At 60.6% G+C, this 17,602-nt stretch carries 15 protein-coding genes; 5 read left to right on the top strand and 10 right to left on the bottom strand.

Going from position 1 to position 17,602, the window contains the following annotated elements:
- Positions 1–6 precede the first annotated feature (6 nt).
- Positions 7–1,587, bottom strand: coding sequence for an MdtA/MuxA family multidrug efflux RND transporter periplasmic adaptor subunit (locus AC1RMF_RS17285; protein WP_493143080.1), 1,581 nt, complete (start codon positions 1,585–1,587; stop codon positions 7–9).
- Positions 1,588–1,812: 225 nt separating this feature from the next.
- Here AC1RMF_RS17285 and AC1RMF_RS17280 point away from each other — a divergent pair, with 225 nt between their 5' ends.
- Positions 1,813–2,436, top strand: a complete 624-nt coding sequence (locus AC1RMF_RS17280) for a glycine zipper 2TM domain-containing protein (RefSeq protein ID WP_493143079.1) — start codon at positions 1,813–1,815, stop codon at positions 2,434–2,436.
- Between the two features lie 138 nt (positions 2,437–2,574).
- Here AC1RMF_RS17280 and AC1RMF_RS17275 read toward each other — a convergent pair whose 3' ends face one another.
- The 5 genes from AC1RMF_RS17275 to AC1RMF_RS17255 form a co-directional block, all read right to left on the bottom strand.
- Positions 2,575–3,852 (bottom strand): YjbE family putative metal transport protein, encoded by a 1,278-nt coding sequence (locus AC1RMF_RS17275; RefSeq protein WP_493143077.1) that lies wholly within the window; start codon positions 3,850–3,852, stop codon positions 2,575–2,577.
- Position 3,853: 1 nt separating this feature from the next.
- Complete coding sequence (gene hflC / locus AC1RMF_RS17270; RefSeq protein ID WP_342619244.1) at positions 3,854–4,732, bottom strand: protease modulator HflC; 879 nt, start codon at positions 4,730–4,732, stop codon at positions 3,854–3,856.
- Positions 4,729–5,733 (bottom strand): FtsH protease activity modulator HflK, encoded by a 1,005-nt coding sequence (hflK, locus tag AC1RMF_RS17265; RefSeq protein ID WP_493143075.1) that lies wholly within the window; start codon positions 5,731–5,733, stop codon positions 4,729–4,731. Before hflK ends, hflC begins: the two co-directional genes overlap by 4 nt.
- Positions 5,730–6,602, bottom strand: a complete 873-nt coding sequence (locus AC1RMF_RS17260; protein ID WP_493143073.1) for an undecaprenyl-diphosphate phosphatase — start codon at positions 6,600–6,602, stop codon at positions 5,730–5,732. The genes hflK and AC1RMF_RS17260 overlap by 4 nt, the downstream gene beginning before the upstream one ends.
- Positions 6,603–6,690: 88 nt before the next feature.
- A complete protein-coding gene (locus AC1RMF_RS17255; protein ID WP_493143071.1) occupies positions 6,691–8,424 on the bottom strand; it encodes a putative bifunctional diguanylate cyclase/phosphodiesterase in 1,734 nt (577 codons plus the stop codon).
- Between the two features lie 294 nt (positions 8,425–8,718).
- Between AC1RMF_RS17255 and AC1RMF_RS17250 the strand changes: the two genes are divergently transcribed.
- Positions 8,719–9,459: a Crp/Fnr family transcriptional regulator gene (locus tag AC1RMF_RS17250; protein WP_493143070.1), complete on the top strand. Its 741-nt coding sequence runs from the start codon at positions 8,719–8,721 to the stop codon at positions 9,457–9,459.
- Here the strand turns inward: AC1RMF_RS17250 and AC1RMF_RS17245 are convergent.
- Positions 9,422–9,910 (bottom strand): response regulator, encoded by a 489-nt coding sequence (locus AC1RMF_RS17245; protein WP_493143067.1) that lies wholly within the window; start codon positions 9,908–9,910, stop codon positions 9,422–9,424. The two genes, AC1RMF_RS17250 and AC1RMF_RS17245, sit on opposite strands and share 38 nt — an antisense overlap.
- A 63-nt stretch (positions 9,911–9,973) precedes the next feature.
- The gene (locus AC1RMF_RS17240) at positions 9,974–10,582 is read right to left on the bottom strand and encodes a chemotaxis protein CheB (protein WP_493143066.1); all 609 of its coding nucleotides are present in this window, start codon (positions 10,580–10,582) and stop codon (positions 9,974–9,976) included.
- A gap of 149 nt (positions 10,583–10,731) precedes the next feature.
- On the opposite strand from AC1RMF_RS17240, the gene menA reads away from it, so the two are divergent.
- Positions 10,732–11,661 carry a 1,4-dihydroxy-2-naphthoate octaprenyltransferase gene (menA, locus tag AC1RMF_RS17235; RefSeq protein ID WP_493143065.1) on the top strand — a complete coding sequence of 310 codons (930 nt, stop codon included), beginning with the start codon at positions 10,732–10,734 and terminating at the stop codon, positions 11,659–11,661.
- Here the strand turns inward: menA and AC1RMF_RS17230 are convergent.
- Entirely contained in the window at positions 11,641–13,491 is a 1,851-nt protein-coding gene (locus AC1RMF_RS17230; protein ID WP_493143064.1) for a diguanylate cyclase domain-containing protein, read from the bottom strand. The genes menA and AC1RMF_RS17230 overlap by 21 nt on opposite strands.
- A 192-nt stretch (positions 13,492–13,683) precedes the next feature.
- Between AC1RMF_RS17230 and AC1RMF_RS17225 the strand changes: the two genes are divergently transcribed.
- The gene (locus tag AC1RMF_RS17225; protein WP_493143062.1) at positions 13,684–16,821 is read left to right on the top strand and encodes a PAS domain S-box protein; all 3,138 of its coding nucleotides are present in this window, start codon (positions 13,684–13,686) and stop codon (positions 16,819–16,821) included.
- A complete protein-coding gene (locus AC1RMF_RS17220) occupies positions 16,808–17,329 on the top strand; it encodes an ATP-binding cassette domain-containing protein (RefSeq protein ID WP_493143060.1) in 522 nt (173 codons plus the stop codon). The genes AC1RMF_RS17225 and AC1RMF_RS17220 overlap by 14 nt, the downstream gene beginning before the upstream one ends.
- Positions 17,330–17,341: 12 nt before the next feature.
- Here the strand turns inward: AC1RMF_RS17220 and AC1RMF_RS17215 are convergent, their stop codons facing one another.
- A complete protein-coding gene (locus AC1RMF_RS17215; RefSeq protein WP_342619234.1) occupies positions 17,342–17,569 on the bottom strand; it encodes a hypothetical protein in 228 nt (75 codons plus the stop codon).
- Positions 17,570–17,602 lie beyond the last annotated feature (33 nt).

The raw sequence follows: 17,602 nt of genomic DNA, 5'->3' as shown, positions 1-17,602 counted from the left end.
GGGGGCCTATTGCGGATTGAGCTTGGCACGCATCTTTTCGCGCCAGGCTTGGCGCTCTTCTGGCGTCATGTTGCGCAGCTTCTCGCGATCTTCGGGGGATAGGCTCTGGAAGAAGGCGCGGCGTTGCGCCGCTGCAGCGTCGTCGGCACCGGCGGCTCCCGCATTCTCGGCGGGGCCCTCCTTGCCGGCTGCAGGTTGGGGTGGTGCGCCTGCCGGAGCAGGTCTGGTGCCGGGGCCGAGAGCTGCAGGGGCTGGTGCTGCTGCGCCAGATGCCGCAGGTGCAGCACCATTGGCAGCCTTGCCGCCCTTGTCGCCGCCCTTCCAGTTGCCACCGCCACCCGGTTTGGCATTGGGAACTATGACTTCCACCTTGGCGCCATTGCGCAGCCGGTCCACACCGTCGATCACAATTTTTTCGCCTGGCTGCACAGCGCCTTCGACGGCCATCCAGTCGCCGTCCACCACGCCGGGTTTGATGACCCGTGTGCTCACCGTGTTGTCATCGCCGACGACGTACACATAAAAGCCCTGCGCACCCCGCAGTACGGCCGCTTGCGGCACAGCCAGCACATTGCTGAGCGTGTCGAGCTGCAGCCGCACGCTGACCGACTGGTTGGGGAACAGCGCATCGTCCTTGTTGGGGAACAAGGCCTTGACCTTGATGGTGTCGGTGCTGGCGTCAATCGCGTTGTCGATGGTCGCTACCTGGCCAGTGGCCAGCAGCTTGGCACTGCCTTTGTCCCAGGCCTCCACGCGCAGTGGCTGCTTGGCCTTGAGCTTGGCCTGCAGCACCGGCACTTGCGCCGCAGGGATGGAAAACACCAACGCGATTGGCCGCGTCTGTGCGATGGACACGATGCCGTTGGCATCCGAGGGTTGCACCACGTTGCCGATGTCGGCCTGCTTCAGACCGACGCGCCCGCTGGTGGGCGCCACGACCTTGGTGTAGGACAGTTGCAACTGCGCGCTGTCGAGCGCGCCGCGGTCCACCTTGACGGTGCCTTCGAGCTGACGCACCAGGGCCAACTGGGTATCGACCTGCTGTTTGGGGGCTGCGTCCTTGGCCACCAGGTCCTTGTAGCGTTGCAGGTCCAGCCGGGCGTTGTCGAGCTGGGCACTGTCACGTGCCAGTGCGCCTTCTGCCTGGCCCACGGCGGCCTGGAAAGAGCGCGGATCGATCTGTGCGAGCAGTTGGCCGGCCTGCACCTGCTGCCCTTCCTGGAACAGGATGCTCTGCAGCGTGCCGCTCACCTGCGCGTGGACCACTGCCGTGTTGGATGCGGTCAGGCTGCCAATGGCGCTGGCCGTGACCCGTATGTCCTGTAGCCGCGCGGCCATGACCGACACCGGCTGTACACCCGAACTGCCGCCAAAGCGGCGCGAACCGCCACCGGGCCCCATACCGGGTGGGCCGCCTGCAGCCTGACCCGTTGCGGCGGTATCACCAGCGTGCGGCGCGAATTTCCACCATGCAGCGCCGCCAGCTGCCAAAACCACCAGGGCGGTAAGTGCCCAAGTGCTGAGCTTGCCCGATTGGCTGCCTGCAACGGCGGAAGCGCTCGGTTGGCTTGGGGTGGATGGGTACATGCTTTGCCTGCTGCTCATAAGGTATGCCTTGGATGGAGACGGAGTCGAGATCAGCCGCGCGTGCAGGTCTGATGGGCTATGACCCCGATTGTTGCAACGAAGCCTCTTCAGTTGACGAAGGAAATGTGAAGCTACGGAACTTTACTTTTTCTTCACTGCTCAGGCATGAAACCGTGCGCGGCAAGGTGGATTATTGAGCCATCCGAAACGTCAGGAGAGTTGCACATGCATAAGCTCATTGCTTTTTCCACCTTGCTGATCGCCTCCGGCATCTGCCTGGCAGATGATGTGGGGCGGGTGATCTCCACTACACCAGTGGTTCAACAGGTGGGCGTTCCACGCAAGGTCTGCACCACCGAACAGGTGGCCGTGCAATCGCAGAAGTCAGGCGCAGGTGCCGCCATGGGCGCGATTGCCGGTGGCGCGATAGGCAACCAGGTGGGACGTGGCGCAGGTAATGCTGCGGCCACCATGCTGGGTATTGTGGGCGGCGCCATTTTGGGCGACAAGATTGAAGGCAGCCCACCGGCGCAGCTGCAGGACGTGCAGCATTGCAGCACCCAGGTCTTCTATGAAAACCGTACCGTGGCCTATAACGTGGTGTATGAGTTCGGTGGCAAGCAGTACACCGTGCAGATGCCGCAAGACCCTGGCCCCACCATTCGCTTGCAGGTCACGCCCATAGGTGCGGCGACGCAGGGCACCACCTCCACGTATTCAACCGCCCCTGTGGAATATGCACAAGCGCCGACCACTGTGATCGTGCCCGCTGCGCCGGTGTATTACGCACCCTCACCGGTCACGGTTGGCGTGGGTTTCGGGTATTGGGACCATCACCACTGGCATTGAGCAGATAGCTGATTGACGCGCCGCCGCGCCAGCTAGCGAAGCAACAACCAACTGATCAGCAGATAAACACCATAGACCACCAGAACGCCCAATGCGAACAGGCGCACCCGCGAGCGCAGGCGCCTTGCGTTGCGGGCTCTACGGTTGGGCGGCGGGGATGCAGGATGTGTTTTCAAAAACGCCTCCGTTCACAACCAACTGACGCTCATCTGCCGAGAGAATCTTCACCGGCGGCGGTGCGCCCAATCGGGCACCGGCGTCACGGTAGTCTTCCCACACGACGCGGTCCTCGATGACGGTGGTGGACACCGCACCTTTTGCGGTGGCAAAGCGGATTTCGCGGGCATGGGGCAGGTAGCTGATGGCCATGGCCGGTTGCTTGCACAGATAGGTGATGAAGCGGTCCGGGACGGCCGGCTGGTACACATTGAGCAAGTAGTACGCCGCACCTCCGGAAAGAATCATGAACAGGCCCAGCGCAATCAGCACACGGTGCTCACCGCCTTGCGCTACGGGCGCCGGTCGCACCGGCTTGGCCGTGGACGCGGGTGGCGTAGCGAGAGCGGCGTTGACGGGGGCAGCTTTGGCAACAGTGTGCTGCGCGGTTTCAGCTGCCACGGCCAAGGCCAGCACAGGCTGTGGCACAGCCGCATCTGCCCGCGGCGCATCCGGCGCGCTCTTCCACAGAATGCTCAGCAGAGACGGTGGCTTGGGCACGTCCTGCATGCGCTGTGCATTGGTCGCAATCACCCGGCTGATCTGCACCACAAAGCCGGCAGCGATCACCGGCACCACCAGGTTGGACAGGGTGGAGGCGCTGCTGAATGCGCCACCGAATATGGGGTCATCCATGATGAGCGAGCCGGACACGCCACCGAGGATGGCGCCACCCACCCACAGCAGATAGGGAAACACATCCATCAGTCGCGCCACATACAGACTGCCGAACATCAGGATGGGAATGCTCAACAGCAGGCCTGCCACCAGCATCTGCCAGTTGTTCTGGGTGATGGCCGAGAGCGCCAGCACGTTGTCCAGGCTCATCACGATGTCGGCCAGCACAATGGTCCTGGCCGCTGAAAAAATATCCTGCGCACTGGAGTGCTGCGGCCCGGCGCCATCGCCGGACTGCTGCAGGTTGTCCACGATCAGCTCGATCGAAATCTTCAGCAGCAGCAGGCCGCCTATCAGTTTGATCAGGGGCAGGTTCATGGCCAGCGTGGCGCAACTGGTCAGCACCAGCCGGGCCACAAATGCGCCCATCACCCCCAGCCACAGAGCCTTGGTGCGATGCTCCTTGGAGAGCGAGCGACATACCAGCGCAATGACGATGGCGTTGTCTCCGCTGAGCAGAATGTCCACCAGCAGCACGCCCAGTGCCACATTGAAGGACAGCAGTGAAGGATCCGTTTCCACCTTACTTGCGGCCGGCTGTGGCGGGGCCGTTTTTCAGGTTCCGCAAAAACTCGGTATCGGGTGAGAGAAACAGGCTGGGCCCGCTGTCGGCCAAGGCTTGCCGGTAGGTTTGCAGCGAGCGGTACAGGCGATAGAACTGCGGGTCGCGGCCAAAGGCGTCCGACAGCACCTGGTTGGCCTGGGCGTCACCCTGGCCGCGTGCAATCTTGGCGGTGCGTTGTGCCTCCGACAGAATGGCGGAGCGCTCCTTGTCCGCCTTGGACTGGATCTGCTGCGCCCACTCAGCGCCCTGGGCACGCAGCTCCTTGGCTTCGCGCTGGCGCTCCGACTTCATGCGCTCGTAGATGGCCTGGCTGGTTTCCAGTGGTAGGTCGGCCTTGCGAAAGCGCACCTCCGATACTTCCACGCCCAGTTGCTTGGCTTTCTGCTGCACTTCGGTCTCGATGCGTGACACCACCTTGGTCCGCTCTTCCGACAGGAGCGCAGGCAAGTTGATCTGCCCCAACTCCTTGCGCAGGGATGAGCTCACCAGTTGGCCGAGTTGCGCATTGGCCTGGTCCAGCGTGCGCAGTGACTGGTAGAACTGCAATGGATCCACGATACGGTAGTGTGCATAGGTCTGCACTTCGATGCGTTTCTGGTCCCCCAGAATCACCTGCTCCAGCGGCGGCTCCAGCAGCAACTGGCGGCTGTCATACAGGTTGACGGTGTCAACAAACGGAACTTTGAATTGCAGTCCCGGCACGCTGACCACGCCCACCGGCGCACCCAGGCGGATGATCAGGGCCTGCTCGGTCTCCGACACCACATAGGTGGTCATGGATACCAGCCAGAGAGCGGCGACGCCGGCGATGGATGCCCACAGGACGGGTCGCTTCATTTGCTGCTCTCCTTGGGTGCGTCCTTGGCCTTGTCGCCGATGTTCATGTACGGCATGACGGCAGAGGCGCCCTTGCCGGTGGTGTCCACAATCACGCGGGTGGACTTCTTGAGCAGCTCGTCCATGCTTTCCATATACAGGCGCCAGGCTGTCACGTCCTTGGACTTCACATAGCTGTTGTAGACCGACATGAAGCTCTTGGCATCGCCCTCGGCCAGCTTGACGGCCTGCTCCTTGTAGGCCTCGGCCTCCTGGGTGATCTTGGAAGCCTCGCCGCGGGCGCGCGGCAGGATGTCGTTGGCATAGGAGTCAGCCTCGTTGCGGGCACGCTCCTGGTCGGCACGGGCGCGCTGCACGTCGTTGAAGGCATCGATCACCGCAGCCGGCGGGTCCACGCGTTGCAGCTGCACCTGTGATACCAGAATGCCGGCATGCTCACGGTCCAGCAGCGTCTGCATCAGGTCGCGGGTCTGGTCGGCAATCTGCTGGCGTTTGTCCGACATGGCCGCCTGGATCGGTGTGCGGCCGATGATTTCGCGCAAGGCGCTCTCAGCCGCGATGCGCACCGACACCTCGGGGTTCTTGATACGGAACAGAAAGTCCTTGGCGTCCTTGATGCGCCAGAACACGGCGCATTCAGCCTCCAGAATGTTTTCGTCACCGGTGAGCATCTGGCGGTCGTGCGAGTCTTCGTTGGAGACATTGGTGGCAGCGCCCGTGCGCGCCGTGCCCAACTGCAGCTGATTGACCTGGGTGACCTTGGGCAGCAGCACCGACTCTACCGGGTAGGGCCAGTGGTAGTGCAGACCAGGGTCCACCGTTTCCTGGAACTTGCCAAAGCGCAGCACCACGCCTTGCTCATCAGGCTGCACCTTGTAGATGCCGGAGTTGATCCAGAGCAGCCCGATCACCACCGCCACCACCATGCCGCCGCGGCCCTTGAGGCCCAGCAACTGTGCGTAGTAAGCAAACCAGTTGCGCAAAGACTGCAGCGTGCTCATGCCAGCCACCCCATGCCCAGAGCCAACAGCAAAAAGATGCCCAGCAGCGCGCGATACGCCACGAACACCCAGGTGGAAAACTTCTCCAGAAAATGCATCAGCCCCCAGATGGCGGCAAAGGCCGAGACGCTACCCACCACTAAGCCCACTGCAAGGTGTTGCCACGCTTCCAGAGGAATATGCGCATGCCACAGCACCAGCAGTTCCTTGAGCCCGGCCAGCGCAATGGCGGGCAAGCCCAGCAAGAATGAAAACTGCGCCGCGTCTTCGCGGCGGAAGTTCAGGAACAGGGCACCGGTCAGGGTGGAGCCGGAACGCGACACACCGGGGATGAGCGCGCCCACCTGGGCCAAACCCACCCAGAGCGCATCGCGCAGACGCATATCGTGCATGCGGCGCTCATGCTTGCATTTCCATTCGGAGATGGCCAGCAGTGCCGCCATGACGATGCAGGCCACGGCAATGACCGGCAGGCCGCGCAGCGCAGAGCCGCAGGCGTTTAGCAGATGCGACAGCAGCAGTCCGGCGATGCCGATGGGAATGGTGGCCAGCACAATGCCCACCGACATGCGAAAGTGGGGCGACTGGTAATTGCGCACCTGGATCGCCTGCACCGTACCTTGCAACAGCGCGCGCACATCCTTGGCAAAGTAGGACAACACGGCGGCCAGTGCTGCGAGCTGCATGATGGCCGAGAACGCGGAGCCCGGATCAGTCCAGCCCAGCAGTGCGGGCACGATGCGCATATGCGCCGTCGATGAAATCGGCAGCAGCTCCGTGATTCCCTGCACGACACCGAGAAAACCAATCTGCAAATAATTCAATGAGGCGAAACCGATATCGATTCCATTGGTGCAAGCGGCAGACACTGGGAGATCCTTTGGTGAGTGCCAAATGGTAGCCAGAATCCCCTTGCAGTCTCAGGCCCAAAGCGACTTCACCAAACTTTACACAGGCTCATATTCCGCCGCGGGCATAGTTCTCAAAGTCGGCCAGCGGCACGGCCTTGCTGTAATAGTGGCCCTGGTAGGCATGGCAACCGGCTTCGGCGAGAAAGTTGCGTTGTGCTTCCATTTCCACGCCTTCCGCAATCAGGCTCAGGCCCAGGCTTTGGGCCAATGCAATGATGGTGCGTGTGATCGAGGCATTCTGGTGATCGCTCAGGATGTCCTTGACAAAAGACCGGTCCACCTTCAGCTGGTCCAGTGGCATTCGCTTGAGGTAGGCCAGCGACGAGTAGCCGGTGCCGAAGTCGTCCAGCGAGAAGGAAACGCCCTTGGCCTTGAGGGCAAACATTTTTTCCATAATGGTGGCTACGTCATCCACCAGCAGGCTCTCCGTAAGTTCCAGCTTGAGCCGTATGGGGTCTGTATCCAGTTTGTCCAAAGCGGCCATTACCTGCTCGACAAAATTTATCTGGCGGAACTGGTACGCGCTAACATTGACTGCCAGTGTGATGTGGGAGAGCACCGGGTCAGCAGACCAGCGCGCGAGCTGTTGGCATGCGGACTCCAACACCCAATTGCCCAGCGGCAAAATCAGGCCAGTCTCTTCGGCCAGGGGAATGAAATCTGCCGGCAACAACAATCCGCGTTGCGGATGCCGCCAGCGCACCAGTACCTCAGCACCAGTGACCCGGCCACTGCCTACGACCTGGGCCTGGTAGTACAGCTCAAACTGCTGCGCCTGCAGTGCCTGACGCATTTGAATTTCGAGCTCACCCCGTTCCAGCACGGCCGACTGCATGGCCGGGTCAAAAAACTGCAGGCGGTTGCGTCCAGTCTCCTTGCACTTGTACATGGCCAGGTCGGCCTGCTTGAGCAGGTCTTCTGGCAAGTCGGTGGCCAGGCTGAACAGGGTGGCGCCTATGCTGGCCGTGACGCGGCAGTCTGACGTACCCAGGTTGTAGGGTTGGTTGAGCGAGGCCAGAATTTTGTCGCCAACTTCCTGCGCCTGGGTTGCAGCTTCCTGGCGGCAATCGTGCAGCCTTTCAAGGACCACCACAAACTCATCCCCCCCCAGCCTTGCCACGGTGTCGCCTTCACGCACGCAAGCTTTCAAGCGCATGCCAACTTGCTGCAGCAGCAGGTCACCGGCATCGTGTCCCTGGATGTCATTGATGGCCTTGAACTGGTCCAGATCCAGAAACAGTACCGCGCCACACACCTTGTTGCGCAGCGCGCTTATGACGGCCTGGCTCAACCGGTCCAGTAAAAGGGTGCGATTCGGTAGCGACGTCAGGGGATCGAAAAAGGCCAGTTCATAAATGCGCTCTTCAGAGCGCTTGCGCGCGCTGATGTCGCGGATGTTGCACTGGATGACTGTGACGCCTTCGCATTCATAGACGTTGCTGACGAATTCCACGGCAATTCTTTTCCCGGCCTTGGTAACCAATGGCAGATCGTCGTAGCGCACGTACCCGAGTGTCTGCAGTTCCGCAAATTTGTCGCGGTTCTCGATGGCATCGGAAAATGCTCCCAGCTCCCACAGGTGTTTGCCCATCAGCTCCGTATGCGAATAGCCGAGCAGCTCGGTCAGAAACGGGTTGGCGTCCTCGATTTGTGATGTCGACGCATTGAGCAGCAGGATGCCGTCGCGCGCAGTCTCGAACAACCTGCGATAGCGGCCCTCTGACATCCGCAATGCCTTGAGCGCAGCCGGATCGCGGTTGTATTGCCTTTGGGCGCTCATAGGTAGGAGCCACCGGTATCTCGGCTGTGGGGTGGCAGATGCATGCCAGGCAATTGCGTGTGGTTCATACGGCAGTTGGAGTGAGCAGGCTCCATTCGGATGCGAATGGCAATCAACCTCTCGTGTTGGTTGTAAAGCCAGCCAACCGCAGGGTCTGTACGCCACCGAACGAGGTGCAGATGCACTCAATTTCGCCCGGGGTCTGCCACCGTACAGACCAGGGTCGGCATCTGCCGGATGCTCGTGCCATCTTCAATACATTGGCCCTTCGCCGATATTCACAGCCAACCATTCATGCCTGTACCCAACCACTCGCCAGCGCCGCATGCCGACAAGCAAAAGGCCCAATCGAATCTTTTGCTGGGAGCATTGCCGCACGCCCTGTTGGAGCGCTGGCTGCCGCAGCTAGAGCTGATGGAGTTGCCTCTGGGAAAGGTGTTGTATGAGGCCGGTGGGGTTGAAAAATACGTCTACTTTCCTACGTGCGGAATCGTTTCGCTTCTCTATGTCATGAAGAACGGCGATGCAGCTGAAATTGCGGTGGTTGGTTTTGAAGGGATTGTGGGTATTTCCCTGTTCATGGGAGGCAACTCGACGCCCAGCCATGCCGTGGTCCAGAGCGCGGGATGGTGCTTTCGCCTGAAGGCCAAGACGCTCAAAGACGACTTCGAGCAGTTCGGGCCGGTGGCCCATCTGTTGCTGCGCTACACGCAGGCACTCATTACCCAGATGGCCCAAACCGCAGTTTGCAACCGCCATCACTCGCTCGACCAGCAGCTCTGTCGTTGGTTGCTGCTCAGCCTGGATAGGTTGCCGGGAACCGAAATTGCCATGACCCAGGAACTCATTGCCAACATGCTGGGCGTGCGCAGGCAGGGGGTGACCGAATGCGCGGTCAAGTTGCAGGATGCCGGCCTGATTCGCTATTCACGCGGGCACATCACCGTATCGGACCGCAAGGGGCTGGAAGAGCGCGTGTGCGAGTGCTACGAGGTCGTCAAACACGAATACGATCGTCTGCTACCCGTTGCATAGAAGTACCTGCATGCTGCTTTCCAAGGTTGGCCGCGTGCAAGGCGGTATCTATCAGCGCCATCAGGTCATCAATGCGGTAGGGCTTGGTCAGATACCCGAACGCGCCTGCGTCCAGGCACTTTTGCTGCTGGCCCCGTGCCGCGCTGGACGTCAAGATCAGGACCGGGATGTGTTTTGTCAGCGCGTTTTCGCGCAGCAACAGCAGGGTCTCATAACCCGTGACACCCGGCATCACCATGTCCAACAAGATGATGTCCGGCTGCAAGGTTTGCGCCAACGCATAACCTAGCAATCCGTCCACTGCGGTATGCAACGCCAGGTTGGCTCGGCGTGCAATGAGTCGGCTGATCAGGTCTGCATTTGCCGCATTGTTTTCAATCTGCAGGACGATGCCTTGCCCGTTGCCGTATGCATCTCGTGCCCAATCGATGGGGGCGTTCACCCTATGCATGTAATGACTCCCTTCTGCATCGAGGCCCAGCCCGCGTCCATGCGGGGCAATTCAGCGTTTCGATCAGGCCACTTTATTTTTTTGTTCGGATCCTGTCTGTCCGTATGCGGACATTTGCGCAATACGCACAATTTCCTTGGCAATGTCTTCCGGTGACAGCACGAAATCGATGCAACCGCTGTCAATGGCACTCTGCGGCATATCGGGCTGTATGGCCGTATCGAGTTGCTGCGCAATGGTGATGCCACCGGCCTGTTTGAAATCACACAGCGCGGCGGCACCATCACCGTCGTAACCGGACACGATCACTGCAATGAGCTGGCCGTCCCAGAACGCTGCGAGCGAGTGCAGAAACACGGTGATCACATTGGGCCAGCCGCGCGGCTTGGATATGGGCTGGAGATGGAATTCACCTGACCGCACATGCAAGTCCAGGTTGGCCGGGATGATGAAGACGCGGTTGGGCACGATCAGCAGGCTCTCGGTGATCAGCTCCACCGGCATGGGGGTGAAGCGCGGGAGCACTTCGTGCAGCTGGGTCGGCATGATGGTGATGTGGTTGACGATCACGACTGCCACGCCCATGTCGGCCGGCAGATTTTTCAGAAGCCGGATGTAGGCGTCCAGTCCACCGGCAGATCCGCCTACGCAGACAATCGGAAAGTTGTTCACACAAAGCCCTTTTTCACCTTGGCATCGTAGGTCCTGGCCGGGGCGCGTTCCGTCTGCCACCACACAGATACTGTGCACCGGTCGGCGAGTGGTCCAGGCGGTGCGGTATGGTTCAATGGCTGTATAGAACGATCCAAGTGCGACCGAACATGCCATCGCCATCCGACATCCCAAGCTCCTCTTCGCCCACTCCCCACCCTTTGCGGGCCTGGGGTGCTGCAGTGCGCCCCCCCAGTCTGCTGCTGGCTATTGCGCCCGTGCTGGTAGGGGTGTCGTTGGGATACCGGCAAACCGGTCAGGTTGACCTGGTGCTGGCACTGTTGGCGCTTCTGGCCGCCGTTCTGATGCAGGTGATCACCAATCTGCAGAACGATGTGGGCTACACCCAGCGCGGGGCCGAGCACGTGGGGCAGCGTATCGGCCTGCCCCGCGCCACGGCGCTTGGGTGGCTGAGCCCCAGACAGGTTCGGTTGGCCATTGTGGTTTTGTCTGCACTGGCTACCGGCTTGGGTTTCTACATGGTTGCACTGCGCGGCTGGCCGGTGCTGGCATTGGGCAGCGCTTCTTTGCTGGCTGCCTTGGCGTATATGGGTGGCCCGCGTCCGATTGCCTATACCCCTTGGGGCGAAGCCACGGTGTTCGTGTTCTTTGGTCCGGTAGCGGTGCTGGGTACTGGGTGGCTGATGACCGGCGGCTTGAGTGGCACCGGCGTGTTCGCATCCATGGCTGTGGGCAGCATGGCTGCTGCCGCACTGGCGGTCAACAACCACCGTGACATGGCGCACGACAGACTGGCAGGGCGCAGGACGTTTGCCGTGGTGTACGGGGCACGTGCTTCACAGCGTTGGTTTGCCCTGCTGCTGTTCCTTCCGTTTGCGCTGGCTCTGGTGATGGCGCTGTTCGCTCAACAGTTCTGGCCCTTGCTGGTGTGGACGCTGGCGTGGCGGGCCTGGAACATCTACCGGGACTTTGGCGCGGTCACGCAAGGTGTTGCCTACAACGCCATCCTGTTTCGCACCTTCCGGCTGGGTTGGTGGTTTGCCGTCGCACTGTCGCTCTCAGCGTGGCTCCTCGCATAGCACGTAGCAGTCCTTGCCGCGTGTCTTGGCCTCATACATGGCCTCATCGGCCAGTGCCACCAGGGTGTCCACCTGATCGCCGTGTTGCGGATAGAACGAAACGCCAATGCTGGCCTTGACCACCACCGTGTGGCCGTCTTCGATCAGTATGGGGCGTCTGACTGCGGCCAACAGCCGCTCCAGCACAGTGGCATAGTCCGGGTCGGTGCCGTATTCGCAGAGCAGCAGGATGAACTCGTCCCCGCCCACGCGGGTGACCAGATCGCTGGCCCGCACGCACTCGGTCATGCGCTGGGCGCAAACCCTGAGAACCTGATCGCCGGCCGTATGGCCGTATTGGTCGTTGACCGCCTTGAAGCCGTCCAGGTCCAGATAGCAGATGGCAATCTGGCCGCCGGTGCGCCGGGCCGTGGCTATGGCGGTCTGCAGGCCTTCCTGCAGCATGCGGCGGTTGGGCAACTGCGTCAACTCGTCGTGCTGGGCCACGGCCTCCAGGGTCTGCTCGTTGTTCTTGGCCTGGGTAATGTCCACCAGAATCCAGAGCGACTCACGCAGGTTGTCTCCCAGCAGACTGCCACTGATGTCCAGCCAGAGCACCGAGCCGTCCTTGCGTCGCAACTGGGCCTGGAAGCGGAACGTGTTTCTGCTGTCCAGTGCCACATAGGCGCGCTCTCCGATGTCTGCATACGATTCCGAGTCGGGGTACAGCATGCGTACCGACTGGCCATCGAGCTCTGCGTCCGAGTAACCCAGATTTCTGGTGACCCATTTGTTGTGCCACAGGATCTTGCGGTCTGCCAGCTTGATGATGCCGACCATGTCGTTGTTGAGCATGATCTCCTGTTCCTGGGTGATGGCCTGTAGTGCAGCTTCATACGCGTTGCGGCTGCGTATGACCCTTCTTCCCAGCACATAGGCCATCGCCAGTGAACTGCTGACCAGCAGAAGCGCTACCCCGGCGAATCGCAACAGGGAGGACTGGATGGGGCCGTTCAGTTCGTGCTGCGGTATGCCGATGGCCACGGTCCAGCCGGTTGTCGCCGAGCGCTCATAGGCCGTGCTCACTACCTCCCCGTCGGCTGTGCGCGAGAGAAACATCCCCTTGTAGCCTTGCTGCACCTGTTCTATCAGCGTGGGCGAGGCGGACATTCCAATGAGCTTTTCGGGCGCTCGGGACCGTCCGGCAATGCGCATGTCTCGATCCAGGACCGCGCCGGTCCATGTGGGCACCATCTTTTGTTCCGTGAAGATGGCGCTGATCACTGCCGGGCGCAGGGCCACACCGATGACATAGCGGACCTGGTCCTGTTCCATCACAGGGGCCATCAGCAGAATCAGCGGCTCCGGTATGACCTTGCCCCGGGGAAAGACACCCGCAATGGCGGGCTCTCGAGTCTGCACAGCCGTTTCCACGGTTTGCGGTGAAATCGTTTGCTGCCCGGGGATGTGTAACGCAGGCTCGCTGAAGACAATCGCTTTGGTGACCGGGTCGATCAGGGCCAGACTGGCCCACTCCGGCTTGTCGGCCAGAATACGTTTGGCGTGCAGCGCAAAGCGCTGGTTGTCGGCCACGTTGAAGCGCAGTTCCGTACCCGCTACTTGCATGGAGCTGAATTGCCCCTTGAGCTCACGATCCACCGCAACCCGGATGGCACGTGCCAAACCCACCAGCTCCGCTTGCGCATCTGATTGTTTTTGCTGGACCACCGTCCAGCTTGCAAAGGCGGCAAAAGCCACCAAGGGAGCAATGGCTGCAAAAACAACCAAGGCCAGCGACCAACCCGTGGCACCAAATGCCTTGCGGGGGACGGATGCGACCCGTCTTGCCATTTCTCTCATATGTGTAGTCCAACTGCTAACAGGCATGTCCGCGGCGCAAGACATAGGGCTCTTACAGTTTCAGATTATGGGGAAGCCATAACGACGGGTATTGATGCGTGTCAATATTCGCTTGTGAGCCGTAGCGATACCATGTGCCGGAGACAATATCGGCCCAGAGGACCTTACCCGGAAAAAAGCGCCATGCCCGATACAAAAGCGTCCAGTGACATTGCCGTAGACAGGGCAACCCGTTTCGCGGCAGGAACAACCGTTCTGACCTATGCCACCCTGGCGGCCTTGTGGATACTGGTGTCCGACTATGTGGTGGCCTGGATGTTTCAGGATCCGGGGCTCATTGCCCGGGCCAGCACGCTCAAGGGGTGGTTGTTCGTGGGTGTGACGACGGTGCTGCTGTACCGTTTGATCCGGCGTTTGCAACAGCAGATTGGGGCGACCTTGCAACAGGAGCTGCGGGTCCGCGACGAGCAGGCTCAGCTGCGTCAGCTGCTCAACAGCATCGTGGAAGGCGCCTCCGACGCCATCTTTGCCAAGGATCTGGAAGGCCGTTACCTGCTGTGCAATATGGAATCCGCACGCGTGACCGGACTCACCGTGGCGCAGATGCTGGGTCAGAAGGAGGCGGCAGTCTTCCCGGAACAGTCTGAAAGCATTCGGCAGAACGACGTGCGTGTTCTGCAGGAAGGCGTCACACTGACTTTCGAGGAGACGGTTTCCACCATCGACGGTGAGCGCACCTATCTGTCAACCAAGGGACCGTTGCGTTCTGCGGATGGGCGGATCTACGGGCTGTTTGGACTGGCGCACGACATCACCGAGCGCAAGCGCATGGAAAACACGCTGTTTGAAAGCGAGGCACGGCTGCAGACCTTGATCCGCTCCATTCCCGATCTGGTCTGGCTCAAGGATTTGCAAGGTGTCTATCTGGCCTGCAACCCGCAGTTCGAGAAGTTTTTCGGGGCCAAGGAAAAGGACATTCTGGGCAAGTCGGACTACGACTTCGTGGACAAGGAACTGGCCGATTTCTTCCGCGCCAATGACCAGAAAGCCATGGACAAGGAAGGGCCCAGTGTCAACGAGGAGTGGGTCACATTTGCGTCGGATGGGCGCCGGGCACTGCTGGAAACCACCAAGGTGGCACTACGTGCGCAGGATGGCAAGATCATCGGCGTGCTGGGAATTGGTCACGACATCACCGAGCGGTACCAACTGCACGAGTCGGTTGAAAGAAGCCGTATCCGTTTGCAGACGATACTCAAGACGTCCAGTGACGGCATTCACATTCTCGATGCCGAAGGGACCTTGGTAGAAGCCAATGACGCGTTTCTGGACATGTTGGGGCTGAGCAAGAGCGACATCGGTGCTATGCGCGTCACGGACTGGGACGCACAGCTGAGCTGGGACGAAATCAAGAAATTCAATGACGGACTGGTCAAGACGCAAGGCAAGACACTGTTCGAAACACGCCATCGCCGCCGCGACGGAAGCATCATCGACGTGGAAATCAGCGCGTCGGGCATAGAGATCGATGGCAAGGGCTATCTCTATGCGGCATCGCGCGACATCTCATTGCGCAAGCAAATGCAGTTGGCACTGGTGGAGAGCGAGAAGCGCTACCGTACGATTCTGGAGTGGGCGCCGGATCCCATCGTGGTGCAGCGTAACGGCAGGTTGCTGTACCTCAATCCGGCTGCGGTGAAACTCTTTGGTGCTGCGTCGGAGGAAGAACTGCGACAGACCCCGGTCATTGCACTGGTGCATCCGGATAGCCGTGAAAGGTCGCTGCAGCGTTCACGCAGGCTCGATGAGGGGGCGCAGGTGAATCCGCTCATCGAGCAGCGCTACCTCAAGCTGGATGGAACGTCCATAGATGTCGAGGTGCAGAGCAGGTGGATTCAGTTTGACGGGGCGCCGGCGGTACTGGTTGCCATCCGTGACGTCACCGAGCGCAAGGCGGCATCCCAAAAAATAGAACACCTGGCTTTCTACGATCCCTTGACCAACCTACCCAATCGGCGCCTCATGTTGGACCGGCTCGACCAGGCCCTGATCGGTTGTGCACGCCAGGAATGCCAGGGGGCTCTGATGATGATTGATTTGGACAACTTCAAGTTGCTCAACGACACACTGGGCCATGCAACCGGCGATCGGCTGCTGACAGAGGTGGCCTGCCGCTTGCGCAACAGCATTCGGGAGGGGGACACGGTGGCACGTATGGGTGGCGATGAGTTCATCGTCATCCTGAAGGATCTGGGCGACAACGAACTGGCGGCTGTGCAGGCGGAACAGGTGGCCAACAAGATACTGTCCAGCCTGGGGCAGGCGTACTTGCTTCACACCGGAGAAGGGCCGAACGCTGCCAGTGACCGTGCTTACTACTGTACTTCCAGTATCGGCATTGCCATGTTCAAGGACCATTCGGTCTCCGTGAATGACCTCTTGCGGCGCGCAGACACGGCGATGTACCAGGCCAAGGCCGGGGGTAAGAATATGCTGCGATTCTTTGACATCGAAATGCAGACGTTGGTTACCCAACGGGCAGCTGTCGAGGTGGAACTGCGCACGGCCATCAAGGAAGGGCAGTTGGTGTTGCACTACCAGCCGCAGGTGGATTCTGCTGGGCAGGTGACAGGTTCCGAGGCGCTGGTACGCTGGCAGCACCCCTCGCGTGGCTTGCTGGGGCCGGGCAGCTTCATTGCACTGGCAGAGGAGTCGGGCCTGATCGTTCCTTTGGGGCAGTGGGTGCTGGATGCAGCATGCCTGCAGCTCGCCAGGTGGTCCACCAATCCGCTGCTGAGCGCGCTCACACTGGCCGTCAACGTCAGTGCACGTCAATTTGCGCAGAGCGCCTTTGTGGAAGTCGTGCTGGAAATCGTGAACCGGCACGCCATTGCACCGGGACGACTCAAGCTTGAGCTGACTGAGAGCCTGTTGCTGGAAAACACCGAGTCCGTTATCCAGAAAATGAGCCAACTCAGGGCGCGGGGCATCATGTTTTCCCTTGACGATTTCGGCACAGGCTATTCGTCTCTGTCCTATCTCAAGCGGCTGCCCCTGGACCAGCTCAAGATTGATCAGACCTTCATCCGCGACGTGCTGACCGACCCCAATGACGCAGCCATAGCGCGCACGGTGGTGACGCTGGGACGCAGCCTGGGTCTGAACGTCATTGCCGAAGGGGTGGAGACCCTGGAGCAACGCGAATGGTTGATTCGCAATGGTTGCTTTGTCTTCCAGGGGTACTTCTACAGCCGCCCGGTCACAGCCCCTGCATTTGAGGCGTATGTCATGCGGGGTGGTCAATCCGATGCATCTGCTTGAAATTCCCCTGCCACCCGGTCTCATTGCCGTCACTGGCGACGAGCGCACTGGCAAGACCAGCCTGTTGCGTCGCCTGAGCGGTGACCTTGCGGCCCCGCCGGGCGTGTCCGCGGTCATTGATGCGCTGTGGCTGGACCTGTCCTTGCCTGGGCATGACGAGCAGACCGCGCAGCAAGTGTGGGACGCGCTGCGTGCACGCTGCGCGCGCTGGAACGCGGCCCTGCATGCTGAGCTGGTGGATGCCTTGACTTTGACAGACCACCAGGAAAAGAAGTTGTTCATGCTCTCCACCGGCAGCCGTCGCAAGGTTGCCATTGCAGCGCTGCTGGCCAGCGGTGCAACCGTGACCTGCCTGGACCAGCCCTACGCCGCCCTGGATCAGGCGTCCATCCGGGTGATACGCGCCTTTCTGGGCGATATGGCGGCGCACACTACGCGCAGTTGGGTGGTGGCAGACTATGCGGCGGACCCAGACCTGCCTTGGCGGCGGGTTGTCGCTCTGGACTGAATCTTTAGCGCCCTATTTGTAGCGCCGTTGGCCGGGCCAGTACACGTCGATCTCCTTGCGCTTGCCCTGGTTCTCCGGCTTGCAGCAAAACATGCCCGGACCGTACGGACAGCCCCAGTATTTCGTGTTTTCGGGGTGGAGCGGATTGGGTTGCCTGTGCTCGCGCACCGTGGAGACTTCTCCGCAGCCAGCACATACCTTTTTCTTGTCACCCAATCCGATGAAGTTCAGCAAGCCCATGTCCATCTCCAGTGAAACGTTGTTGATAGTCGA

The organism is Rhodoferax sp. GW822-FHT04A08, from assembly GCF_058801025.1.
The sequence above is the reverse complement of the archived record's forward strand: the minus strand, read 5'-3'. Positions and strand labels throughout refer to the sequence as shown.

What these genes read in the sequence shown, in the direction of transcription:
- hflC (WP_342619244.1), bottom strand. Translation starts at nt 4,732, where the DNA reads ATGAAGCGACCCGTCCTGTGGGCATCCATCGCCGGCGTCGCCGCTCTC.
- AC1RMF_RS17220 (WP_493143060.1), top strand. Translation starts at nt 16,808, where the DNA reads ATGCATCTGCTTGAAATTCCCCTGCCACCCGGTCTCATTGCCGTCACT.
- AC1RMF_RS17280 (WP_493143079.1), top strand. Translation starts at nt 1,813, where the DNA reads ATGCATAAGCTCATTGCTTTTTCCACCTTGCTGATCGCCTCCGGCATC.
- AC1RMF_RS17255 (WP_493143071.1), bottom strand. Translation starts at nt 8,424, where the DNA reads ATGAGCGCCCAAAGGCAATACAACCGCGATCCGGCTGCGCTCAAGGCA.
- AC1RMF_RS17215 (WP_342619234.1), bottom strand. Translation starts at nt 17,569, where the DNA reads ATGGGCTTGCTGAACTTCATCGGATTGGGTGACAAGAAAAAGGTATGT.
- AC1RMF_RS17285 (WP_493143080.1), bottom strand. Translation starts at nt 1,587, where the DNA reads ATGTACCCATCCACCCCAAGCCAACCGAGCGCTTCCGCCGTTGCAGGC.
- AC1RMF_RS17230 (WP_493143064.1), bottom strand. Translation starts at nt 13,491, where the DNA reads ATGGCAAGACGGGTCGCATCCGTCCCCCGCAAGGCATTTGGTGCCACG.
- hflK (WP_493143075.1), bottom strand. Translation starts at nt 5,733, where the DNA reads ATGAGCACGCTGCAGTCTTTGCGCAACTGGTTTGCTTACTACGCACAG.
- AC1RMF_RS17225 (WP_493143062.1), top strand. Translation starts at nt 13,684, where the DNA reads ATGCCCGATACAAAAGCGTCCAGTGACATTGCCGTAGACAGGGCAACC.
- AC1RMF_RS17245 (WP_493143067.1), bottom strand. Translation starts at nt 9,910, where the DNA reads ATGCATAGGGTGAACGCCCCCATCGATTGGGCACGAGATGCATACGGC.
- AC1RMF_RS17250 (WP_493143070.1), top strand. Translation starts at nt 8,719, where the DNA reads ATGCCTGTACCCAACCACTCGCCAGCGCCGCATGCCGACAAGCAAAAG.
- menA (WP_493143065.1), top strand. Translation starts at nt 10,732, where the DNA reads ATGCCATCGCCATCCGACATCCCAAGCTCCTCTTCGCCCACTCCCCAC.